The sequence below is a fragment of the Marinifilum sp. D737 genome, assembly GCF_026672275.1.
Lineage (GTDB): Bacteria > Bacteroidota > Bacteroidia > Bacteroidales > Marinifilaceae > Marinifilum.
In genome coordinates this window covers 337,045-361,778 of sequence record NZ_JANQCD010000001.1, presented here as the reverse complement: position 1 = coordinate 361,778, position 24,734 = coordinate 337,045, and the positions used below count along the sequence as shown (strand labels likewise).

The 24,734-nt window shown below is 36.1% G+C and carries 22 protein-coding genes; 5 read left to right on the top strand and 17 right to left on the bottom strand.

What is annotated here, in order from left to right; all coding sequences use genetic code 11:
- Positions 1 to 279 precede the first annotated feature (279 nt).
- From NQ163_RS01700 to NQ163_RS01670, 7 genes are all read right to left on the bottom strand, one after another.
- Entirely contained in the window at positions 280 to 2,715 is a 2,436-nt protein-coding gene (locus NQ163_RS01700) for a S8 family peptidase (protein ID WP_268188582.1), read from the bottom strand.
- Positions 2,716 to 2,882: 167 nt separating this feature from the next.
- Complete coding sequence (locus NQ163_RS01695) at positions 2,883 to 3,014, bottom strand: hypothetical protein (protein WP_268188581.1); 132 nt, start codon at positions 3,012 to 3,014, stop codon at positions 2,883 to 2,885.
- A 311-nt stretch (positions 3,015 to 3,325) separates the two neighbouring features.
- A complete protein-coding gene (locus tag NQ163_RS01690) occupies positions 3,326 to 3,775 on the bottom strand; it encodes a protease complex subunit PrcB family protein (protein ID WP_268188580.1) in 450 nt (149 codons plus the stop codon).
- A gap of 174 nt (positions 3,776 to 3,949) precedes the next feature.
- Positions 3,950 to 4,585, bottom strand: a complete 636-nt coding sequence (locus NQ163_RS01685) for a TolB family protein (RefSeq protein ID WP_268188579.1) — start codon at positions 4,583 to 4,585, stop codon at positions 3,950 to 3,952.
- Between the two features lie 20 nt (positions 4,586 to 4,605).
- Positions 4,606 to 5,088: a hypothetical protein gene (locus NQ163_RS01680; RefSeq protein WP_268188578.1), complete on the bottom strand. Its 483-nt coding sequence runs from the start codon at positions 5,086 to 5,088 to the stop codon at positions 4,606 to 4,608.
- Positions 5,089 to 5,461: 373 nt separating this feature from the next.
- The gene (locus NQ163_RS01675) at positions 5,462 to 6,130 is read right to left on the bottom strand and encodes a hypothetical protein (protein WP_268188577.1); all 669 of its coding nucleotides are present in this window, start codon (positions 6,128 to 6,130) and stop codon (positions 5,462 to 5,464) included.
- Between the two features lie 679 nt (positions 6,131 to 6,809).
- Positions 6,810 to 9,254, bottom strand: coding sequence for an alpha-ketoacid dehydrogenase subunit alpha/beta (locus NQ163_RS01670; RefSeq protein WP_268188576.1), 2,445 nt, complete (start codon positions 9,252 to 9,254; stop codon positions 6,810 to 6,812).
- Positions 9,255 to 9,485: 231 nt separating this feature from the next.
- Here NQ163_RS01670 and NQ163_RS01665 point away from each other — a divergent pair, with 231 nt between their 5' ends.
- Positions 9,486 to 9,731, top strand: coding sequence for a hypothetical protein (locus NQ163_RS01665; RefSeq protein WP_268188575.1), 246 nt, complete (start codon positions 9,486 to 9,488; stop codon positions 9,729 to 9,731).
- Positions 9,732 to 10,151: 420 nt separating this feature from the next.
- Here NQ163_RS01665 and NQ163_RS01660 read toward each other — a convergent pair whose 3' ends face one another.
- From NQ163_RS01660 to NQ163_RS01630, 7 genes are all read right to left on the bottom strand, one after another.
- Positions 10,152 to 11,156 (bottom strand): FAD:protein FMN transferase, encoded by a 1,005-nt coding sequence (locus NQ163_RS01660; protein WP_268188574.1) that lies wholly within the window; start codon positions 11,154 to 11,156, stop codon positions 10,152 to 10,154.
- Between the two features lie 111 nt (positions 11,157 to 11,267).
- On the bottom strand, positions 11,268 to 12,527 hold the full coding sequence (gene nqrF / locus NQ163_RS01655) for an NADH:ubiquinone reductase (Na(+)-transporting) subunit F (protein WP_120238661.1): 1,260 nt from the start codon (positions 12,525 to 12,527) through the stop codon (positions 11,268 to 11,270).
- 54 nt (positions 12,528 to 12,581) lie between these two features.
- Positions 12,582 to 13,199, bottom strand: a complete 618-nt coding sequence (gene nqrE / locus NQ163_RS01650; protein WP_120238660.1) for an NADH:ubiquinone reductase (Na(+)-transporting) subunit E — start codon at positions 13,197 to 13,199, stop codon at positions 12,582 to 12,584.
- Between the two features lie 20 nt (positions 13,200 to 13,219).
- Positions 13,220 to 13,864: an NADH:ubiquinone reductase (Na(+)-transporting) subunit D gene (locus NQ163_RS01645; protein WP_268188573.1), complete on the bottom strand. Its 645-nt coding sequence runs from the start codon at positions 13,862 to 13,864 to the stop codon at positions 13,220 to 13,222.
- A 7-nt stretch (positions 13,865 to 13,871) separates the two neighbouring features.
- The gene (gene nqrC / locus NQ163_RS01640) at positions 13,872 to 14,576 is read right to left on the bottom strand and encodes an NADH:ubiquinone reductase (Na(+)-transporting) subunit C (protein WP_268188572.1); all 705 of its coding nucleotides are present in this window, start codon (positions 14,574 to 14,576) and stop codon (positions 13,872 to 13,874) included.
- Positions 14,577 to 14,596: 20 nt separating this feature from the next.
- Positions 14,597 to 15,775 carry an NADH:ubiquinone reductase (Na(+)-transporting) subunit B gene (locus tag NQ163_RS01635; RefSeq protein WP_268188571.1) on the bottom strand — a complete coding sequence of 393 codons (1,179 nt, stop codon included), beginning with the start codon at positions 15,773 to 15,775 and terminating at the stop codon, positions 14,597 to 14,599.
- A gap of 132 nt (positions 15,776 to 15,907) precedes the next feature.
- The gene (locus NQ163_RS01630; RefSeq protein ID WP_268188570.1) at positions 15,908 to 17,263 is read right to left on the bottom strand and encodes a Na(+)-translocating NADH-quinone reductase subunit A; all 1,356 of its coding nucleotides are present in this window, start codon (positions 17,261 to 17,263) and stop codon (positions 15,908 to 15,910) included.
- A gap of 206 nt (positions 17,264 to 17,469) precedes the next feature.
- Here NQ163_RS01630 and NQ163_RS01625 point away from each other — a divergent pair, with 206 nt between their 5' ends.
- The 3 genes from NQ163_RS01625 to bioB all read left to right on the top strand — a co-directional run bounded on the left by NQ163_RS01625 (position 17,470) and on the right by bioB (position 20,248).
- Positions 17,470 to 18,759 (top strand): type IX secretion system plug protein, encoded by a 1,290-nt coding sequence (locus NQ163_RS01625; RefSeq protein WP_268188569.1) that lies wholly within the window; start codon positions 17,470 to 17,472, stop codon positions 18,757 to 18,759.
- Between the two features lie 127 nt (positions 18,760 to 18,886).
- Positions 18,887 to 19,261, top strand: coding sequence for a hypothetical protein (locus NQ163_RS01620; protein WP_268188568.1), 375 nt, complete (start codon positions 18,887 to 18,889; stop codon positions 19,259 to 19,261).
- A gap of 12 nt (positions 19,262 to 19,273) precedes the next feature.
- Complete coding sequence (bioB, locus tag NQ163_RS01615) at positions 19,274 to 20,248, top strand: biotin synthase BioB (protein ID WP_268188567.1); 975 nt, start codon at positions 19,274 to 19,276, stop codon at positions 20,246 to 20,248.
- Between the two features lie 210 nt (positions 20,249 to 20,458).
- Here the strand turns inward: bioB and NQ163_RS01610 are convergent, their stop codons facing one another.
- The 3 genes from NQ163_RS01610 to NQ163_RS01600 are packed head-to-tail and all read right to left on the bottom strand — an operon-like array spanning position 20,459 to position 22,951.
- On the bottom strand, positions 20,459 to 21,169 hold the full coding sequence (locus tag NQ163_RS01610; RefSeq protein WP_268188566.1) for a LytR/AlgR family response regulator transcription factor: 711 nt from the start codon (positions 21,167 to 21,169) through the stop codon (positions 20,459 to 20,461).
- On the bottom strand, positions 21,150 to 22,223 hold the full coding sequence (locus NQ163_RS01605; RefSeq protein WP_268188565.1) for a sensor histidine kinase: 1,074 nt from the start codon (positions 22,221 to 22,223) through the stop codon (positions 21,150 to 21,152). The genes NQ163_RS01610 and NQ163_RS01605 overlap by 20 nt, the downstream gene beginning before the upstream one ends.
- The gene (locus NQ163_RS01600; protein ID WP_268188564.1) at positions 22,220 to 22,951 is read right to left on the bottom strand and encodes a hypothetical protein; all 732 of its coding nucleotides are present in this window, start codon (positions 22,949 to 22,951) and stop codon (positions 22,220 to 22,222) included. Before NQ163_RS01600 ends, NQ163_RS01605 begins: the two co-directional genes overlap by 4 nt.
- 237 nt (positions 22,952 to 23,188) lie before the next feature.
- On the opposite strand from NQ163_RS01600, the gene nhaC reads away from it, so the two are divergent.
- A complete protein-coding gene (gene nhaC / locus NQ163_RS01595) occupies positions 23,189 to 24,628 on the top strand; it encodes a Na+/H+ antiporter NhaC (RefSeq protein WP_268188563.1) in 1,440 nt (479 codons plus the stop codon).
- Positions 24,629 to 24,734: the final 106 nt, after the last annotated feature.

The window sequence follows — 24,734 nt, the reverse complement described above, 5'->3', positions numbered from 1 at the left end:
AGGCACATACGAACTAAAAAGTTATTCGCAACAAGACCCCTATTTCTTGTCATGAACAATACTAAAACAGGGAAATCGTAGAAAGGGGTGACAAAAGATTAGAAAAAATTAATTTTTCTTGCAGGAACTGATACCCAGAAATGATTTTAATGAAAATCCCCACTCAACTATCATTCAAAAATTCGTGCCCTTACTCATTGTTCAATGATAAACAACAATTTACTTGAAGCTTTAAAAATAGGCTGCCAATTTTACGACAGCCGATATGCAATTTTATTTCTATCTCTGAATTTTCAACTGTTGCTTATGAACTTTGCCGTTTACAATTACATGCAAAAAGTAAATTCCCTCCTCTAAATTATTGGTAGGGATTTGCAGTTTTCTACTTCTCGATTTCACCCGTTTTACCAAACCATAACGTTCGTGCCAAATTTGAACTTCATATTCACCTAAATTATTCGTTTCTTTATTGACAGGCACACTATACATTGCTTTTGAATCCATTTGGTAATCGGACAATTCACCACTTGAATAAAAATTAAGCTCAGTATATTCATTTGCAGGGTTTGGTGTAACACTCATTCTCATGAAATCCATTACTTCATAATATATACGATTCTCCTTAGAGCCACAAACATTTGAGGCATTAGCATAAACAAACCCTTCTCCTGCTGAATTAGATGTTCTATAATCTGCCTTTAACAAATTTCCATTTATACTAGCCAAAGGACCAGTGTATGACCATTCCATATTTGTTACCCCTTGATCATATGGATCATCGACTTGTAAATACTCAACAGTGGTTGTCGTTAAACTTCTAGGGTACAAAGGCTGTGATTCACCTAATAATATAAACAATGGTCTCCCTACCCATACCTCCTTACGTGGCAAAGTAATATCACCACAAGTACCATTAATTGTTGCCTCAATCCAACCAGTACCACTTACAGTTGAAGAACCTGCTTTGGCACTTACGCTACTTCCTGTATTGCCCGATGGGAAAGTGATGTTGGAACTAGATGTCCAGCTTACTGTAGTTCCAGAAGGCAAGTTATTCAAAGTGTACGTTGTTGCACCAGTGCATAACAAATCGGGACCGGAAAGTGTTGGAGATAAAACACCTAATGTGGTATAAGCAAAGTTTACATTTGAAGGTGATGTTGGATAATATCCAATATACGCCCCGGTAATACTCCATATCTCATACACATAAGTTCGTAAGCTTACACCTGTATCTGTAAGTGTACCTTGTACCACTTCACAAAATCCTTCTCCAAAATTAGGATTTAAAACATTAAATCCGGATGTTGAAACACCTCTTCCCCAAGCTCCCACCAGAGAACAAAAACCTTGAGGAAACTGCACATCCTTTTGTACTTCATGTCTTTTTACCAGGTATGTTCCTGATGCCAAACCTAAAACTCCCATCATAATCATGGAATATCTACTAGTTGAGTTAACTACAGTACCACCTTTTGCCGACCATTGTGCAAGAGTATAAGGTGCCCTAAGATAATTTAGTGCCCTTTCTGCATTTATTCTTCCATGACCAAATTGAGTATCATAACTTGGAACTCCCAGATCATCTGCACTTAATTCAATAATGTTTTTAATATCATCATTCTCCAAATTGGGATTATATCCCTTTAGCAAAGATGCAAGCCCTGACACAAAAGGTGTTGCCATAGATGTGCCTGAACGGTATCCATACCCTCCATTTACATCAGTAGACAATATATTTACACCGGGAGCACACACATTAATATTGTTTCCATGAACAGAAAAATCTGCAAGCCCGTTACCATTATTAGTAGCTCCAACCGATATTACATTGTCATAACCTGCAGGATAGTGTACCACATCGGGATGCGTAAGCTGATGATTTCCCATGGCAGCAACAAATACCCTATTTGCTTTATAGGCATAAGCAATTGCTTGCCGAACAATTGTGGAACTTCTGCCCGGCGATTCATCATCATTTGTTAAACCCCAACTATTATTCAATACATGTACATTCTCACTATAATTAACTGCATCAACAATTGCCTGGTAAGTATCTGCATCATCCTGCACATTATCGATTCTCTGATTGTGTAATCGTGCATTCCAATCAACACCAGACACCCCCTGATTATTATTGGATTCGGCAGCAGCTATACCAGATACATGTATACCATTTCCTCTCCATCCGTAACCTGAATCCCCTCCGGAAATCTTATCATTTAGATCAGGATGGTTCACATCTGTACCACCATCAATAATCGCTATAATATTATTGGAATTCCCTGTATAAATATCCCAGGCTGCTTCTGCATGAATATCGGCATTGGGATTAGCAGGATTATTTAAGCCCCATTGTTCACTATACCTACTATCATTAGGGACAATGCAAGGAGCAACAGTACCATTAGCTTCTGCATACAAAACCTCGGGTAAGTCATTCAGGTAATCTATTAATTCTTTTCGTTTTTTTCCTTTTGGTACCTGTATTCTAAATAAATTGCTCATATCCGGCTGTTTAATTTTTTTGCCATTGGATAAGAGTTTAAGTGTATCCTTTTTATTGAACTTTGGCAGTGCAACTTTCAGCGATGAGTCAGTAAGTCCAATTTTCGATAAAGTGGATTTCAGTTTGGCATTATCAATTCGTGCAGTCTTTACTGAAGTTCCCTTTTTTAACTTTATTTCCTGAGAAACTCCCTCTTTAAAGAACACTAAAATTTCATTGTTTGGCTAACGCTGTGCATATGCACCAGCCTGATAAATTAAAAAACAAACAATCAGTAATAATCTTCTACAATTCATAACATTAAATTTAAAGGGTTATAATTTCACTTTAAAATCATTATATGTTAATTGGGTTTTATTTAAAGTTTCCGTGTTTAAAATCCATAAGCAAGCTTTTTCTTCATCAATACGGTAAGAAGAATCATGTCGAAGGTAAACGATAAATTTACCATCAGGCGACCATGAAAAATTCCTGGCTTCTGATGCCAATAATTCTTCTTTGCCATTACTTGTAGTCCACAGGACTACCTTACCTGTGGAACCCGATTATGATTTGTATGCTATTTTTTGGGTTATATTTGAGAGTTTTGGATAGCTCTCATTATTTTTATTATCTGCTATTTGATTTACTTTATTACCCAGGGTATTCATGGTAAAAACTTCACGCATACGTGTTTCTATATATCGGTAAATTGTAAGTTTTCGTGGCGGTTTCGGTGCTGTGTCCTGTCAACCGATAGGGATACAGGATGCGGGAGCGAAAGTGTCACGCTGCACAAACCTCGCCATGAAATTTACAAAATGTTGTGGGTAGTTTTTATTCAAATATTATAGTTTTCTCAGTTTTTGGTATTTTTATAATGCAGAATGGCTGACAGATAACTGAAGACATAAATGCATTTTCTGTCGTAGAAACACTTATTACATTTTCGGTTTCAGTGACTTTTTTAATATTTACTTCATAACCACTCATTTTAATTTCTAAAAAAACCGCAATTAATGTATAGTTCTCGAAATCAATATTTGTTTCATGGAAATTGTCTGTGACATCATTATATGAATCCATTTGATTCTTTAAATTTTCCCAATCGGTTTCATTTTGAATTACCATATTTGATTGAGAAATTCCTTCTTCTCCATTGCCATATAATGCACTTTTGGCAATTTCTGTGTAATCAACAGTCGTTTCTAATTGAGAGTTATCCTCATCATTACATCCTATAAATGTAACTAAAAACAGAATCGAAATTAACTTTAGCTGTTTCATAACTTTGTTCTTTATATGAAGATGTTTTTAATTTTATTCAGTTGCGTCAGATTTTAATAAAAAGTAGAATTATCAAAGTTTTTGTCCATTAAATTAGCATTTTAAGGTTTAGTGTGTTTTGTAAGAATTTTACATGACTCATTTTTATATTAATAGTGTTTTTGTGCTGTTTAATTACCCACAACGAGTATGTATAATTAGATTATTCTCACCCCAAAAAGGCATTCTTGTTTCTCCAAGTGTTGGCGTATAAGCAATTCTTTTTTTGCTGTTTCCATTGCTTCTCATTTTCCAAATTCGGTAGCCTCCAACTTCACTTCCAACATTAGAGTCATAAGCTATCCATTCGCCATCAGGACTCCAGGCTGGGGAAAAATTTCTGCCTTCGAATGTCAACTGAACCATTTTACTGGTATCAAACTGTTCCCCATCAAACGGCATTTTAAATATCTGTGCACCTTTTACAAAGGCAATCCAATTTCCATCGGGACTCCAGGCAGGGGTTTGAAACTCATAATCCAATATCCTGTGTGGATTTGATCCATCCTTATTTACCTGCCAAAAACCTGCCTCTTCCAAATTATATGTATATAAGGCTTGTAACGGGCAATCATATCCGTAGGTGTAATTGATTTCTGTTATGGGATGGTGGTTAAAACCAATAATCTCACCTGAAGGATGCCAAACCGGATCATCGTACGGAGATCTCGGAATTAAGCTGAAAGGTGGACAATTGCATGTTTCTTCTTTATTGTCATTTGAACATGCAATAAATAATATTGTAAAAAAAACTAAATAAATTGTTTTCATAACCGAATAATTTACATCTATTACAAATTTGATACGGACTTTATAATTACCTGATTATTTGAAATCTGATATGAAAAATCAGCATGGTTAATATCTGAGCTACACAAATTGAATATTTTTTCATTTTCATTTGCATTCACATATTTAATGTTGATTTTAAATTCATAGCGAACTGCTTTTGGAAAATATGCCGAATTCATGTAATTATTAAAATATGATTCAGGAATTTTATAAAGTGTATCTGATAGAATTATACAAACTGATGCAGGAAATTTAAAAATAGGATCAGATAAATTATAAGTAACTACAGTATCTTTTAAATCTTCCGATATAATCACATAACCAATTCTATAATGATGGTTTATTCTACATGGATCAAAACCAACAATATATCCTTCCAAGTTTTTCACTTCCTTCTTATCCTCGTCCTTATCACATCCCACACCTAAGCAAAGGCAAATGAACAAAAGCATTATCAGCGGTTTTAATTTTATAGTTTTCATGATTTTTAATGTTTATCAATATTCTTTTAAATCATTGATGCTCACAAGCTACACAGGCTGCTTAAATTTCGAATAATATACTCTGCAAGCTTACAAGGACCATTTTACGTTTGAAAAGTATGCTGTGTGAGCTTACAAAGCTTGTTCTACCGTTTTAAAATGTGCTGTGTAAGGCTGCAAGAGGTGTTTTTATTTCGCAAAGTATGCCGTGCAAGCTTGCAAGTACCATTTTATGTTTGAAAAGTATGCTGTGTGAACTTACAAAGCTTGTTCTACCGTTTTAAAATGTGCTGTGTAAGGCTGCAAGAGGTGTTTTTATTTCGCAAAGTATGCCGTGCAAGCTTGCACGGCATACTTTGCGTTTTTTTTAACGCTATGTATCGCTTGTTTCCTCTACTGCCTCTTCTATTTTTTTCTTCGTTGCAGTTTGCGGAAACAGGCGATTGGCAAAAGTTTTGCCAAACATTTTGGTAGCATCCAAATAATTGTGTTGGTATTGCTTGCGCAAGTTTGCCTGTGCAACTTCTTCGTTGGCAACTGCAGTTCGCACATTGGTTTTGGCTTCTTGCAATTTTCCTATTGAAGTTCGTACTTTGGCAATATCTGCTTCCAATAAAGGAATTTGAGCTGCCATGCTATGTTCTTCGCCCAATGATTTAATTCTTTCTTTGATTTCCTGGGCAGCATCGGCCTTTTTAGTAAAAGGATAACGAAGAATTGTGGAATATCCACCCTTTGGAAATAAAAGTGTAGAGATTGAATTGGCAGGATTTTCCCTGTCATGTTGCTTTGCCAAATCGGATATGCTTCGAATGCGATCATCTAAACCGCCTTTGGTAAACACCAAATCGTCGTAGGCATTGTCCTGCAACAACTTCATCTTTTTGGTTTCAAGATGCTTTTCGTCCAATACAAGAATAAAAGGATCGATTTTATCTGCAAATTCTGCAGCACCTTTTGTTTGACGGCAACTACGGGAGTGTCGAAGCGACATATTCATGTGCACTTCCGATGACATTGAATCACTTAATTGTCTAGCCATTACTAATTGGTTTTTATTAAACATTACTGTTCACCTTGGTGAGTGAATCTAAAACTCAATTCTATAGCCAATCAATGCAACACCTTAAAGATCTTTCCTAAAGTAATCATACCAACAACCTAAAGGTCTATCTCACAGATTACAATTTATGATCACACAATAAATTTATGAATTATTTTTAATTAACAAGTTGATATGAAGAAATGAAATCATTCATTTTTTGCGTTTCAAATCCAACTACAAGTCATTTTATCAGTAATTTATGTCTGTTTGTGTATTTACAGCCACAAAATAAATGCACCTACTGACACACTTTAATTTATTATTGATTTCTAAAACAACGTGAGTTCGACGTAAAATTCTATCCACAGAAAGTTATATTTGCTTTGAATTTTGGAAATATTCAATTTTTCACGATTAATCCTGAAAAAAAAGCAATCACTTTATTTAAAAGTGATTGCTTATACAAGTATATTTTGCTTAATCGTTTGTATCGTTAGGAAGAATTACCACATTGCATCCAACTACTACTCACTAAAAAGCCAATTGAGAAAAACCTACTAAAAAGTTCCCTCAACCATATATAATACAGTTTAATTCCGAAAAGGGGTGAAACGAAACGCAAAAAAAATCCACAAATATTTCTATTTGTGGATTCACTATCAACATAATATCCTCTCTATTCTGTATAAATCGAAGGAAACTTATCAGGATTTGATTCTCTCATGATATCATAAATTACTTCAAAAACATCCTCTGCATTAGGATTCGAGAAGTAATCTCCATCGGTTCCGTAAGCAGGTCGATGATCTTTTGCTGTAATGGTTCTTGGCTCAGAATCCAAATAGAAATATGCCTTCTGATCTTCCAATACTTTCTGCATCATAAATGCAGTGGCTCCACCTGGCACATCCTCATCGAAAAATACAATTCGATTGGTTTTCTTTACCGATTCCAAAATTCTTTGATTCACATCAAAAGGCAATAGTGTTTGCACATCGATCAGTTCCACAGAAATATCAAAGTCTTTTAATTGCTTTACTGCATCTTCCGCAATTCTAACACATGAGCCGTAAGTTACCAAAGTAATATCACTACCTTCATTTAAAACCTCAGGCACTCCCAATGCGGTTTTAAATTCACCCAAATTCTCTGGCATTTTTTCTTTTAATCGATATCCATTTAAAGGTTCAATAACCAAGGCTGGTTCGTCGGATTCCAAAAGTGAATTATACAATCCTGCCGCAACTGTCATATTTCTAGGTACACAAACATGAACCCCACGAATTGAATTAATCACCATACTCAATGGAGAACCTGAATGCCATATGCCTTCCAGTCTATGACCTCTGGTACGAATGATAACCGGAGATTTTTGTCCTCCTTTGGTTCTGTATTGCATGGTTGCCAAATCATCGCTCATGGTTTGCAAGGCATAAAGCAAATAATCGAAATACTGAATTTCAGCAATCGGTCTTAATCCGCGTAAAGCAAGCCCAATTCCTTGTCCAAGTATGGTGGCTTCACGAATACCTGTATCGGTAACACGAAGTTCTCCAAACTTCTCCTGCATTCCTTCTAAACTTTGGTTCACGCCCCCAATAAAACCTGTATCTTCTCCAAATGTTAGTAGTAAAGGATATTTCGTAAATAATTTCTCAAAATTATCGCGCAGAACTTCTCTCCCATTTACCGTTTTCGAATTCTCATTATAAACAGGAGCAACTGGTTTGATATTGCTAATTTTTAATCCTGTTTCGCTATACAAATGGCTGCTGTATCTTTCATGATTTTCGTCAATGGTATTCTTCAACCAAACCTGTAATTGAGATTTTAGCGGCTTAAAACTTTCACAAGTTGAACAAATGTGTCGTAGAATTTTCTTTGCTGCACTAAGGTTATCTTTACGAACAGGATGAATTACTTTTTTTAATCCTGAAGTGATGCTATTAATTCGATCTGTCTTCTTACAATTACATCCTGCATTTTCAACAAGAGTAATCAGTTCATCTCGCTCTTTCTTAATAGGATCTGCAAAGCTTTTCCATGCTGTCTGACGAGCTTTCTTCACGACCTCTACTGCATCTTTTTCTATTTCGTCCAGTTTATCGCTTTCAATTAATTCCATTGAAAGAATCCATTCCCTCATCTTCTTAATTGGATCAAAATTAGCCTCCCATTCCAAACGTTCCTTTGATTTGTATCTTTCGTGTGAACCAGATGTTGAATGACCTAAAGGTTGCGTCATTTCTGAAACATGAAACAATACAGGTACATGATCGCGTCTACAAAGTTCAACCCCTTCGGCATACATTTTACACAAAGTTGGATAATCCCATCCTTTGGCTTTGTATATCAGGTATCCATCACCATTTTCATCTTGCTCAAAGCCTTTTAATACCTCTGATATATTTTGCTTGGTAGTTTGATACTTGTTTGGAACAGAAATCCCCCAACCATCATCCCAAACACTCATCGCCATTGGTACTTTTAGTACGCCTGCAGCATTGATAGTTTCCCAAAAATGCCCTTCGGATGTGCTTGAATCTCCAATCGTACCAAAAGCTACTTCATTTCCTTTCAATGAAAAGTTGGTAAACTGATGCAATTCTTTATTCTCTCTAAATAACTTTGAAGCATAAGCCAAGCCTAGTAATCTAGGCATTTGTCCCGCTGTTGGTGAAATATCTGCTGACGAATTTTTTTGACCTGTTAGATTCTTCCAGGAACCATCTTCATTCAAACTTCGTGACGCATAATGGTTATTCATTAAGCGCCCACCATTTGCCGGATTTTTATCCAATTGGGTTTCTCCAAACAATTGTGCAAAAAACTCTTCTGCTGTAAGCATGCCTGCTGCCAGCATAAAAGTTTGATCTCGATAATATCCAGATCGCCAATCTCCTTTTTTAAATGATTTTGCCATTGCAATCTGGGCAATCTCTTTTCCATCACCAAATATTCCGAATTTGGCCTTACCGGTTAAAACTTCCTTACGACCTAAAATACTTAACTGACGACTTATATTTGCTATGCGATAATCTTCAAGAACTTCGGAAGTAAAATCTTCGTATGATAAATTATCACCTTTAGCTTCCATGTTTTCTTTTAATGTTTCTGACATATTATTTCAATTTTATGAATTCGAAATAATTTCCCCCTTATTTCAGAATCCATAGTATGTTAGTGTGTTTATTTAACAGAATTTTTCTGATTTTTCTAAGATCAAATTTAAGAAGAATAATTCTAAATAAGAAAGATTACTCCAAGTATTTCAGACCTTTTATTCTTGTTTAATTTGGTCGAGAAATACTGAAATGATATCTTTGCCTATAATTTATAAAGAATTATCGAAATGATTATAAAGCTTATACTTATTACTACTGTTATTCTGGCAATTGCATTTGTTGGATTTGCCATTTCAATTTTGATTAAAAAGAATGGTAGATTCCCCGAATTGCACATCGGAAGAAATGAAGAGCTGAAGAAGAGAGGAATTAGTTGTGCGACATCACAACACAAAATGGAGCAGGAAAAGGCTAAAAATGCTAAAGTATTTAATAAGCTAACTCTTCTTGATAAAGAACTGGAAAGTTTGTAATTCAGTTTTGCATTAATATCCTTAAAAAGTTAAAAAAGACTAAAATTCTAATTTTAGGAAAACAACACAAGTCCATTAAACGTATCTTTAATTAAAACGTAAAGATCAAAATAGCCATGTTTCTAAAGATATTACTACTCGCAGTATTTTTGCTTTTTTTAGCATTTATTGGATTTGGTATTAAACTCCTGTTTGATAAAAATGCCAAGTTTACAGGTGGAGGATGCAGTTCGTGCGCTTGCAACGATGACGAATCAGATACCTGTGAAACGAATTAATTGGTTATCGGTTTTCCGTTATATTCTGTTTGTATTGACCTGATTTCATAACAACAACTTTTCAAACACTTTAATCAGAAAACCGATAACTTATTTTAGAGCTTCTGTATCAATAGAAAAATTCTACTTCACAGAACTAGTCTTATTTCAGAATTTGTGACTTAAGTTTTTCGCTTGTAAAAGAAGCCAAAGCACCTTTCTCATCTGTATAGATAAAATAGGCATCCAATTCAGGATCATTCTGAACGATTTCAACACTCTTTTCCAAACCCAACACCATAAATGCAGTTGCATAAGCATCGGCTTTCATACAGGTGGGCGCAACCACCGATGCAGAAAGTAAACTGTGTTGTACAGGGTATCCCAATCGTGGATCAATTGTATGCGCATATTTCTTGCCATCTTTCACATAGAACTGACGGTAATTTCCGGAAGTGGCCATAGCTCCATTCTTCAACTCCAATACATCCTGAATTTGTCGGGATAAACTTGTAGGATCATCAATAGGTTTATCAATTCCTACACGCCAAGGTCTATTTTTATTGCTATTCCCTTTTGCTCTAATTTCTCCTCCAATTTCAACCATATAATTGGTGATTCCTTTTGATTCCAAAAAATCTGCTACAACATCAACTCCATAACCTTTGGCAATGGCACTGGCATCGAACATGATTCTAGGATCTTCTTTAATCACTTTTCCAGCCTCCAATCTCACTTTTTGATATCCAACCACCTGTAACAAACTATCAACCGGGATTTCCTCTGGTTCTAGCTTATTTTTAAAACCAAATCCCCAAGCATTAACCAGGGGTGCCACTGTCCAATCAAAAGCACCTTCTGTCACCTTGGCAATTTGTTCACTGGTTTTAAAACAAGTCGTAAAGTAATCATCCAAAACAACCGTTGAATCATTCTGATTCACTTTTGAAATAACCGACTCAGGATTGTATGTAGATAAGGAGAAATCAAACTCCTTTAATTTTTCAAGAATTTCGGCTTGCAATCCATTTTCATTTGGATATTGATATACCATGTGATAAAAGGTTCCAAACACTTTTCCCTCATTGAAATGATATTTTGGTTCCTGTTCGCATGCTCCAAAAACAATAAGTAGCACGAAAAGACTTATATACTTTAACTTGTTCATGATATTAAATTATAATTGATGAATGATATGAATTTACCATTCTAAAACACGAAATTACACAGAGTCCTTAAAACAAACAAGCCTCGATAAATCGAGGCTTGTTTTATATTGTTACGATCCGAAATCGTCAAATTCAACCATTTCGTCTGGTACTCCTAATTCATACAGCATGTTTGTAACAGCTGAGTTCATCATTGGAGGTCCACACAAGTAGTATTCGATATCTTCCGGCTCATCGTGTTTGCTTAGGTAGTTATCGTAAATTACCTGGTGAATAAATCCTGTTGGTCCTTCCCAATTATCTTCTGGTAGTGGCTCAGAAAGTGCCAAGTGCCATTCGAAGTTAGGGAAATCTTTAGCGATAGCATCAAATTGCTCTGCGTAGAACACCTCTTTTAATGAACGAGCTCCATACCAGAAAGTAGCCTTACGACCGGTTTTCACTGTGTGGAACAAGTGGAAGATGTGCGAACGCATTGGAGCCATACCAGCACCACCACCAATAAACATCATCTCATTATTCGTTTCCTTGATGAAGAACTCTCCGTAAGGTCCTGAAACGGTTACTTTATCTCCTGGCTTGCGCGAGAAGATGAAAGAAGAACAAATACCTGGATTAACTTTCATCCATGTATTATTTACTCTATCCCAAGGTGGAGTCGCAATACGAATGTTCAACATCACGATGTTACCCTCTGCAGGATGGTTAGCCATTGAATATGCACGGTAAGTTGGTTCCGGATTCTTCATGGTAAGATCCCACAACTTAAACTGATCCCAATCAGCTTTGTACTCATCTTCAATAATCATATCCTTGAAATCAACATCAATCTTAGGCACATCAATCTGAATGTATCCACCTGATTTGAAGTCAAGAATTTCTCCTTCAGGAAGTTTAACAACAAATTCTTTAATGAAAGTCGCAACATTGTGGTTCGAAACCACTTCACACTCCCATTTCTTAATTCCCATAATTTCCTGAGGAATAGACATCGTCATGTCCTCTTTTACTTTTACCTGACAAGCCAAACGCCAATCGTTTTGAGCTTCTTTACGAGTAAAGTATCCTGTTTCGGTTGGTAAAATTGATCCAGCACCTGAGTGTACCTGACACTTACACATTGCGCAAGTTCCTCCACCACCACAAGCCGATGGCAAGAAAATTTTAGCATTACCCAATGTACCCAAAAGGGTATTACCTGGCTCAACAACCAATTTTTGGTCTCCTTCGTTAATATCAATTGTAACCTCTCCCGATGGAGTAAGCTTCTTTTTAGCGTACAATAGGATAGAAACCAGTACCAGTATGACAAGCAAGAATACTGCTATACTTGTGGCAATTACTGTTCCCTGTGTTGTTAATAATATCATCTCTATTCCGATTAAATTTTTTGAAAATTCAATTTACTTTATTCTATTATCAGCTTAGAGTTTGATACCCATGAAGCTCATAAAAGCAATTCCCATTAGTCCTGTTACAATAAATGTAATACCCAATCCTCTAAGTGGAGCAGGAACATTTGAGTAACGGATTTTTTCACGAATTGCTGCAATACCTACAATCGCAAGTAACCATCCAATTCCAGATCCTAATCCGAAAGATGTTACTTCAGCAATTGAGTTGTATCCTCTTTCTTGCATAAATAAGGATCCACCTAAAATTGCACAGTTTACAGCAATCAATGGCAAGAAAATACCTAATGAAGAATAAAGTGCTGGTGCAAATTTTTCAACAATCATCTCCACCAACTGTACCATAGAAGCAATTACAGCAATAAACATGATAAAGCTTAAGAAGCTTAAATCAACATCTGCCATAGAAGGATCTAGCCAAACTAATGCTCCTTCTGCCAAAATGTATTTGTCTAGCAAGTAGTTCACAGGAACTGTAATACCCAATACGAATACTACTGCCAAACCTAATCCCATAGAAGTTTTTACGGTTTTTGATACCGCAAGGTATGAACACATTCCAAAGAAGAATGCGAATACCATGTTGTCGATAAAAATCGACTTGATAAATATATTAATCAGATTTTCCATGTTTCGATTTTTCTTTACAATTAGTTCGACTCAATTAAGGACTTATCCTTAGATCTTTGTACCCAAATAATGATACCTACAACTACCAATGCCATTGGAGGTAGAATCATTAATCCGTTGTTATCGTATCCCATTGCATAAACAGCATCAGGAATTACCTTATATCCATAAAGGGTTCCCGATCCTAACAATTCGCGGAAAAAGGCAACAATAACAAGAATAAGACCGTAACCTGCAGCATTTCCAATTCCGTCAAGGAAAGCTGGCCATGGTCTGTTACCTAAAGCAAATGCCTCTAAACGTCCCATGATAATACAGTTGGTAATAATCAAACCAACGAATACCGATAGCTGTTTACTTACGTCGTAAGCAAAAGCTTTCAATATTTGGTCAACAAGGATTACCAAAGCAGCAACCACAACCAATTGTACAATAATTCTAATTCTTGATGGAATCGTATTTCTAAGTAATGAAACTATAACATTAGCAAGTGCCAATACAGCCATAACTGAAATGGAAAGAACAATAGCTGGTTCCAATTTTGCAGTTACTGCCAAGGCCGAACAAATACCCAAAACCTGCACGGTAATCGGGTTATCGCTTCCCAATGGATTGGTAAGCAATTTTCGGTTTTTAGCCGAGAATAATGGTTCTTTATCGCTCATCTCGTCCTTATTTTGAAGATTTTAAAAACTTTTCATAACTGCCAAGGTTATCCAGAAGCATTGCTTCAAAACCTTTAGATGTAACAGTACCACCAGATACTGCATCAAACTGGTGAGGATTGCCCTTTGCGGTACCTTTTACCAAAATGATGGAAGTAAACTTTCCACTTTCATCGAAAATTTGTTTTCCAACAAACTGATCTTGAAAAGCAGGAGTTGCAATTTCTGCTCCCAAACCTGGAGTTTCACCCTTGTGAGCGAAAGTTGCTCCAAAAATGGTATTCCCATCTTTTTCCATTGAAATGTATCCCCAGATTGGTCCCCACATTCCTTTACCTCTTACTGGTAAAATCATTTTTTCACCAACGCCTTCTTTGTTGAAAACGAAAACAGGTAAATTTCTTTCTTTAAGATCTTTACTACCTTCTTTTTTCAAATCAACCTTAAAGGCCTCTTCTTTGTCTTCTGACTTCACATTACCTTCTGCACTAACGGTAAAAGCTTTAACGATATATTGATCATACAACTTTTCGGCATCGGCAGGAGTGGAAGTAACACCCACAGCTTTTAGGATGTCTTGCTTTTTCTCAATTTCCCTGTTTTTGTTCTGACGAGGTTTTAGTTGTAAAGCAGTAAAAGATAGAACTGCAGCAACAATCAATACCATTACAGAAGCATAAAGGAAAGTATATGTATTACTATTCGTATTCATGTCTTACTTTGATTTTTTGATTAAGCTTTCACCTTAACTCGTTTCAATCTTCTCTTCACATTGCCTTGAACAACATAGTGGTCGATCAATGGCGCAAATGTGTTCATGAAAAGAATTGCCAACATCATAGCTTCTGGGAAACCTGCATTCATTACACGAATCAATACCGCAAGGAATCCAATTAAGAAACCGTAAATGTATTTACCACGTGTAGTTTGAGTTGCCGAAACAGGATCGGTTGCCATAAATACGGCACCAAATGCAAATCCACCCATGATTAAATGCTGCCATGCAGGAATCAATTCCATATATGGGTTTGCACCAATCAAGTTGAAGATAGCTCCCATTGCATAACCACCCACGAATACCGACAACATGATTCTCCAACTTCCGATACCTGTTGCAATCAAAATCACTGCACCAATCAATATCGCAAGAGTAGATGTTTCACCAATCGATCCCGGGATCAAACCGATAAACATATCCCAAGTTTGAGATAATGCTCCGGACATAAGGCTTTCAGCTTGAGCTGGTGTCGCATCAACTAATGCTGCTGCATCAGCCAATGGAGTTGCTCCTGAGAAAGTATCCGCTTTTTCTGCAATCCAAACAGAATCACCAGACATTTTTGATGGGTAAGCAAAGAAGAAGAATGCACGTGCAATCAAAGCAGGATTCCAGATGTTCATTCCGGTTCCTCCAAATACTTCTTTACCAATAACAACCGCAAAAGCAGTTGATACAGCTACCATCCAAAGTGGAGCTTCAACCGGCATAACCAAAGGAATTAACATACCAGAAACAAGGAACCCCTCGTTTACCGCATGTCCTCTCATTTGCGCAAAGGCAAACTCAATACCCAAACCAACTACGTATGAAACTACAACAATTGGTAATACTTTGATTAAACCATAAACAAACATATCCATCAATGGCGCAGTTTCGCCTACTGATAAGAAATGCTGATAACCGATGTTGTACATACCGAACAACAACGAAGGAATTAAAGCCATAACAACCACAGACATGGTACGCTTCAAATCGATAGCATCCTTGATGTGTGTACCCGTTTTGGAGGTATGATCAGGAACAAATAGGAAAGTGTCAAAAGCGTCGAAAGTAGACTGCAACTTCGCAAACTTGCCCCCTTTTTCAAATAAAGGTTTCTTTTTATCAAGAAATTTTCTAAGTGCTTTCATTGTATTTTTTAAAGTTTAAAGTACTTCGAGTACTTAGAGTATTTAAAGTTGTTTAAAATCAATATTTAAAAAAAAATGTAAATCTTAACTTTAAGTACTTGTAACTCCACGGACTTTAAGTACTAACTATTTTTAGCTCATTTCTTTAATCATCAGATCAATTCCCTGACGTACGATATCCTGAACATCAATTTTTGAAGTACATACGAATTCACATAAAGCGAAATCTTCTGGTGCAACTTCATAAATACCTAACTGTTCCATTTGGTCGATATCTTCAACCAAAATTGATTTGATTAGGTGAACAGGCAATACATCCATAGGAAGAACTTTCTCATACTCTCCGGAAACAACGTAAGCACGGTGCTCTCCATTTAGGTTAGCATCCAAACGATATTCTTTATTTGGAGTTAACCAAGAGAAGAAGGATTTCGACATCGAGAATTTACTTAGTCCTGGCATAGCCCATCCTAAGAACTCAAATTTATCTCCTTCAGGAATAACTGTAATTTGAGAATCATACATTCCAATGAAACCATCTTCTGGTATATGCTTACCAGTTAATACATTTCCTGAAACTACTCTAATCTTCTCATCATCCTTCAGTTTTCCTTTTAAAATGTTTCGAACTGAAGCTCCAGTAATGGTTTCGAAATAACATGGTGTTTTTACTTCAGAACCACAAAGTGCAACTTTACGACTTACATCGTAAATACCTTTTTGGAACAAACGACCAATAAAAACTACCTCTTGAGGACGAACAACCCAAGCAACTTCACCTTTGTTAATTGGATCGATGTGGTGAATTTGCACACCTACATTACCCGCTGGGTGAACACCTGCAAATTTGTTTACAGTAGCATTCTTAACTTCTGAAAACATTTTTGCCTGATTCAAGTTTGGATTAATGTTCAAATGAACTTTTCCGTCGGTTAATTTTGCAAGAGCATCAATACCTGCTTGGAATGCTTCCGCTTCTCCCTCTAAAAGGAAATCAACATCGGCAGCCAATGGTGCTGAATCGAATGCAGAAACGAAAATTGCTTTTGGCGCATCCTCTGGCTTCGCAATCACATCGTAAGGACGTTGACGAATAAAGGCCCAAAGACCACTTTTAAGTAACTCTTCTTTAACCTCTTCGCGCGAAAGACCATTCGGATCAGCTTTTTTAAACTCTTCGTATTGGATTTCTGCGTCGGCTTGAACAACTACTTCTAAAATCTTTCTTCGTTCTCCTCTATTTACGGCAATTACCTTACCACTAACTGGAGAAGCAAAATTAACTTCAGGGCTATACTTATCGAAAAATAAAGGACTTCCGGCCTTTACTTCAGCATCAACCTTAACTTTTAATTTTGGTGTTAATCCAGGAAAATCGGTAGGTTTAATTGCGTATGTCTCAGAACGATCAGCTTTTTCAAGTACTTTTTCAGCCTTTCCTATCAGCTTAATATCTAAGCCTTTTTTGATCTTTTTAACTTCAGACATGTTAAACTATTTGATTTTATTAATTTGCGTCAAAAATAACTAAATAATACTCTATTTCATAATAGAACCAAGTACAAGCATGTGTTCTAAAACGATTGAGTACATGTTTTGTAATACATCTAAAAAATTCGCACACAAATATATAAAGCAATTTCTTATTTTTTAAGTTTTTGGTTTATTTTTAACCAATATATATACATATCAATATGCGTAAAATTTTCCTTATATCATTCATCTTCAATTTGATTTCAATTTCAACTACTTACAATGCATTTGGATCTGACTTTGATCTAATATATCGCAATGAAATCAAGAAAAGTAGTATTCATACTGTTCAAATATTTCCCAGAGGGTGGGAACTTGCCCCACCGATAATCGAACTAAAAGGAGATAATCAGCTCCTTTTTTCCTTTGACGAAATTAAAGAAAATATTCAAGATTACTCTTATCGAATTATACATTGCGATAAAAATTGGTACAATTCTGAGCTAAGTGAATTTGATTTTTTAGATGGTTTCTCCGAAAATCAGATTACGGATTACGAACACTCTTTTAATACCAATGTGCATTACATTAATTATAGCTTGAAAATTCCAAACGATGACATCAACTTGAAGTTATCCGGCAATTACATTATCGAAGTGTTCGAAGATTTCGATCCCGAAAAAGTAGTTATTCGACAACGCTTTATGGTTTTGGATTCGAAAGTAGAAATCAAAGGAATTGTAAAACATCCTGTTTCTATTGAAAAAAGAGAGTCTCACCAGGAAGTTGATTTTAGTATTTTCCATCCCAATTTTAAAATTGACAATCCTCAACTCGATCTGAATGTTATTCTTACTCAAAACAATCGTCTTGATGGAACTGAAAAAAGATTGAAGCCAATTTTCATCCGTAAAAACGAATTGGTATTCGATTACGAAGATGAAAATATATTTCCGGGAGGAAATGAGTTCCGCAATTTCGACTTAAAAAGTATGAGGTATCAAACCAGATTCATTCGGGAAATCACAAGAGAAAATGATACTACATCCGTATTACTGTCGCCAGGAAACAATCGCCATTTTAAGCAATACATCTTCGAACAAGATATCAATGGCAATTACCTGGTAGAAGTGCAAGAACGTGATATCCCGGAAACCGAAGCAGATTATGCTTATATCACATTTACATTACCGATGGACAATGAGTTAAAGCATGGAGACTTTTATGTGCATGGCAATTTTAACAACTGGCAGTGCAACGAGCGAAACAAAATGCACTATGATTTTGACAAGGGAGCTTACGTCTCTAAAATATTAATGAAACAAGGATATTACAATTATCAATTTGCATTGGTCGATCACAACACCAAAATTCCTGACACTGGCTACATAGAAGGAAACCATTGGGAAACCGAAAACGACTATGTGATCTATGTTTATTATCATGATATTGCATTGAATTACGATATGCTGATTGGATACAAAACCATTAAATCTACTGCTAGATTTTAATCCTAAAGACCTTGCATGCAAGGTCTCTACCAACATGTTGTAGAAACACTTCTAAAAAGAAAAAAAACAATACTTTTGACTCCGAAATATCGGGAATGCTTATATTGCTTTCCGTAATTTAAAATGAATGAAAAATATGACGTCTGTACAAAAAATCGGTAAGCAAAAATCAGATTTGCAGGTATTCAGACGATGGAGCAGAAAATCATTTGCTGCATTTGCAAGCATGAATCAGGAAATTAAAATTTCCAACATGAATGCAAGTTACAACCTATTGGTTCCATCGAAAGAATCTGGCTTTTCGGGATTTTGTTTTTTACCAGAAAGCGGACGGGATAAAAATGAGGAAGATGATCCGGATCTTATAGCATCCGAAATCATCGAAATGCTGGTGATACAAAACGAAAGCAGAAAAATCACCAGTGGGAAAGAATCCGGCATAGTGTCGAATAAGATTCTTTCTGCTCAAATTTTATCCTATCCTAAAAATTTAATTGACTAGAAAAATCTTATTATGACTGACATTAGAAACAACTGGACACACGAAGAAGTTAAAGAAATTTACAACCTGCCATTGCTTGATTTGGTGCATCGCGCATCGAACATCCACAGAAAATATCACGATGCATCGAAAATGAACATGAATACCTTAATTTCGGTTCGTACCGGAGCATGTTCGCAAGATTGTAAATACTGTGCACAATCGGCAAGATACAATACTCATGTAAAGCCAGAAAAATTAAGCTTAGAGCAAGTTTTAGAGGAAGCGAAATTCGCCAAAGAAAATGGTGTAAAGCGCGTATGCCTTAGCTCGGCGGGACGTGATGGAAACCGTGATGATCGTTTCGATGAAATTGCTGAAATGATTACCGAAGTCAAAAAAATGGGCCTGGAGGTTTGTTGCACCATGGGTATGATCAACAAAGAGAAAGCTCACAAATTGGCTGAATTGGGTATTACTGCAGTAAATCACAATATTGATACTTCGGAGCGTCATTATCCAAACATCACCACAACCAGAACCTATGCCGAAAGACTGGAAACACTTGCTAACCTTCAGGAAGCAGGTATTCAATACTGTTCTGGTGGAATTCTTGGGATGGGCGAAAACGACGAAGACCGAATTGAAATGCTTCGAACTTTGTCAAATCAGGATAAACACCCATATAATGTACCCTTGAACTCACTTGTTCCTGTAGAAGGAACACCTTTCTACGGAAAGGAAACCATAGGTATTTTCGAAATGGTTCGTGCCATTGCAACGGCTCGTATCTTAATGCCTAAAACTGTGGTTGCTTTTGCGGCGGGTAGAACTCACTACAGCCAGGAAGGTCAAGCACTTTGTTTCCTTGCTGGGGCAAATTCAATTTTCTTTGGAGATAAATTGCTTACGGTGGATAATATGACTGTAAACGAAGATGAACATTTGTTGGGACAACTGGGATTGACTCCCACAAAATACCATGAGTTGACCACTTTGGAGGAATAATACAATTATCAAGAAAACTAAAAATAAGGAGAACTTTGCCAAGAGGTAAGGTTCTTTTTGTTTTCTATACAGTACGTTTTGACCAAAACTAACTGTACTCATTTTTACGTAATAGGCATGAGATATATTTTTGACCATAGTCATATTTTATTTTAACCATGCTTGATTAAAATTATTACCATGGTGATAATTCTAATACCAAAGGTTTTTTTACTGATTGATCACTTTGTATAAATCATCTTTACAAGTGTTTGCAACCGGAATCATACTTCCTCCAATACAAACCTGATTTCCTTCCAGATAATCTATCCTTCTAAGATTAATTATAAATGATCGATGAATGCGCAAAAAGTCATTTGATGGTAACTTGGTCTGGAAATGTTTTAAGGTATCGTGAATTACCAGGCAATCATCCTTTCTGTGCAACTTTAAATAATCTCCTTCCGATTCAATGTAATTCAATTCCGAAGGTTTAAGCAGGTAAGTTTTCTTGTTCGATTTTACGGGTATGGTCTCTTCTTGATTTTCTAACTTCTCTCCTACCTTCTCCTGTAAGGACAGGAATTTATTTACCGATCGTAAAAATCTCTCGAAAGAGAATGGTTTTAAAAGATAATCCAAAGCATTCAAATCAAAACCTTCAACGGCATACTCGGGATATGCTGTGGTAAATATTACCCTGGGTGCTTGTTCCAGACTTTTCAACCACTCAATTCCGTTCATTTTGGGCATGTTAATATTCAAAAACAACAAATCTATTGGTTCTTTTAGTAAGATTTGATTTGCCTCCAATGCATCGTTACATATGGCTTTTAGCTTAAGTTGAGGACAATCCTGTAGGTAAGATTCCAATATCTCTTGCGATAATGGCTCATCCTCAACAATAATGCAAGTGTATATTTTATTGGTGGTTCGGTTCATGGTTTAGGTCGATTTTAAGGGCTACAGTAAATTCATCTTCTTGTTTCGATAAATTTAACACATGTTTGTTTGGGTATAATGAATTTAATCGGCTTTTTACATTTTCTATTCCAAATCCTCCAATTGGATCAATTTCCTTAGAGGATTGTTTTGGAATGGAATTTCGCAAATTCATTTCCAACTGCTCTTCTTCAATTCTAATTTTCAAATCAATCACATCTCGTTCCAACTGATTTAAACCTCCATGCTTAAAACTATTCTCAATAAATGGGATCATTAAAAACGGAGCGATTTTCTGAGAACCAAGTTCTCCTTCAATCATGTACTGAATTCGAGTCTTATTTTTGCATCTCAGCTTTTGTAATTCCAGGTAGTTGGTGATGTAGTTAATCTCCTTTTCCAATTCTACATACTCATCGTTGCTTTCGTAAATCATATAACGCATTAAGTCGGATAGTTGAAGAATGTAGTTTGGTGTTTCATCCGATTTCTTTCTGGCCAAAGCGTATAATGAATTCAGGTTATTGAATAAGAAATGGGGATGAATATTGGTTTTCAAGGCCAACAATTCAGTTTCCGATTGTTTTTGTTTCAACTCTACCAGCTTCTTCTCTGCCTCAATTACTCTAAACCATGATTTCGAAAGTTTCAACAATGTGCTTAATCCAAGATAAACGATACTGAATTTTAATAGCTCATTTATCTCATAGGAAGAAATAAAGAAATAATCGGGAGCAATGTAATCGCTTAAATGTTCGAAGGTAAATTCATTTAAGTAAGCAGCCGCAAGCCATAATGCAACAAAACAAATGGCATACAACACATATTTCTCTCGCTTTAACAAATATGGAATCAACAAAAGCACATTTACATATACCCCAAATAACAAGCTGATATGAAACAATGCCGTATAAACCACATCGATTTTGGATATATCTTCCTGCAAAGCGAAGAACTGCACCAGTGTATAGAATGAAAGTGTCCAAAACAGGAAGTGGTGGACTAACCTGTTCTGGATAATAATGCTTAGGTTATTTTTAATTTGATTGATCATTTTATTCTTTTCAAAATCAAAGCCTCATCCGGATCGTTAAACATCTTCGAATCAGCAAATTTTATCAGAAATTTTTGAATATCCTCTGTTTTAGCTGTAATAATCAATTCATTATCACGTTCAACGTATTCTATCCGAACACGCTTATTTTCTATCAATTCTTCAAAATCGTCGTTCTCAATTGTATTCACAACCAATTCATCTTTTTTTATATCAATTTTAAAAAAACCATGAGTTGTTACTAACATTCCTGCGATAAAACTACCCGAAATTTTATCCTCCACATGCTTATCGTTCGGGATTAAGTCCATAAAATAATGTCCTCCCAGATTTGCTAACCGCCCATCAAACACACTGGTGTCCTTTTCTGTAATCATGGTAATCTCGTAATGCGTCTTCATTTCCGGGAACTCGACTTTTACACCTAACTTTTTCTCGATTGCCTTAATTCTCTTCCGTATTTCAGCATGATCGATCTCATCAGATCCAAAACTACTTCTCATGTCTATTTTTATATTTGCCTTATGATCGGAAGAATCTACTATGGTCTTAATAATGTATAGATCTTTTTCATTTCCTTCCCAAACTCCATCCAATTCATCCAAATGAATTCTGTCCATGTTTGTATACAATGGATTCAAAGAACTCACCATACAAGATTGTGTTGCTGCAAGCAGTAGGATAAAAAATCCAAAAAGTTTTATTCTTTTCATCTGTTCTGTTTTCATGATTATTGTTTTAGTGAAACATTTGTCCTATTGAACATGATCTACAATCAAAATAAAGGAATCAACACTTCAATCTAAAATTCTTTCGATGTTTGCCAGCAATGTTTCGATGGAAAACAATTGCGCTTCGATTTCGAGTTTCCAGCATATAAATTTAACAAGTGTTATTGTTTTATATTCCATTTCAGCATGATTTTTTGTAAGTTCATAAGCTCTTACTAACCCAAAACCCAACTCATGACCCAAACCAACAAATCTCTTTCACTTGGGGAAGCTTTAATTCCCATATTATTATTGATTGTATTACTTAGTATCAACGCAATTGTTTTTGGCGATGTAGCCATTGAAGGGGCTAACCAGTTTTCCTTATTAATAGCTGCTGCAATTGGAGGCATTATTGCCTTGCGCCAAGGTAAAGGTTGGGACGATTTACAGAAAGGCTTTGTAAAAAGTATCGGTACGGCAATGCCTTCCATGTTAATCTTATTACTGATAGGATCCTTGGCAGGAACCTGGATGATTTCCGGGGTTGTGCCAGCCATGATATATTATGGCTTAGAATTCCTGAATCCAAAACTGTTCTTGATGCTTTCGGTTGTGATATGTGCTATCGTTTCGGTGGTATCAGGTTCATCATGGTCGACCATTGCCACCATTGGAGTTGCGCTACTGGGAATTGGAAATGCCATGGAGATCAATCCTGCTTTGGTTGCCGGGGCAATTATTTCGGGTGCATACTTTGGGGATAAAGTTTCTCCACTTTCCGATACCACCAACCTGGCTCCTGCCATGGCCAATGTCGATTTGTTTGTTCATATTCGCTACATGATGTACACAACCGTACCATCAATATTAATAACACTGGTAATATTCCTTATTATAGGATTCACCAAACACGGCGAAATCGATCCTGAAAGTATTCAACAAGTACAATCAGCCATAAAAGCAAACTTTACCATTACACCATGGTTGTTTTTGGTACCTATATTATTATTTGTAATCATTAGCAAAAAGGTTCCTGCATTGCCAGCCATATTTGCCGGTACATTAATAGGTGGGATATTTGCCATTATCTTTCAACCACAAATCATCAATCAATTATCGGATAGTACCTCATTTGTGCAAGCAAGCTACGATGTGGTTATGAAATCCATCTTTACGGATATCAGTGTTCCGGTTGATAACGAAAACATACAAGATCTGTTATCAACTGGAGGTATGAAAGGAATGCTGAATACAATTTGGCTGATATTAACAGCAATGGTATTTAGTGGTATCCTGGAAACAGCAGGCATATTAAAGAAAATAACAGAAACCATGCTTAAGGCGGTTCACTCAACAGGTTCACTGGTAACCACTACTGCTATTAGTTGTGGATTCTTAAACCTAACTGCATCCGATCAGTACATATCTATAGTGGTAACAGGAAGAATGTTTGCAAAATCATATCAAGATCAGGATTTAAAACCTGAAGTTTTAAGTAGAACATTGGAAGACTCAGGAACGGTTACCTCGGTATTGGTGCCATGGAATACTTGTGGGGCTGCACAGGCTGGAGCTCTGGGGGTAGCCACGGCAGCTTTCGCTCCTTTCTGCTTTTTTAATATTATAAGTCCATTTGTGACCATTGCCATGGCCTACCTCAATATCAAGATCAGAAGAATATCTAAAAGCTAAATTATTTTAAGTCATCAGTCAAACTTATAGACTGTTCGATGATTAGAAGATTCGCCTATTAAATTGTTAGGCTTTTGATATCATAAGTTGAAAATTAACATCAAAA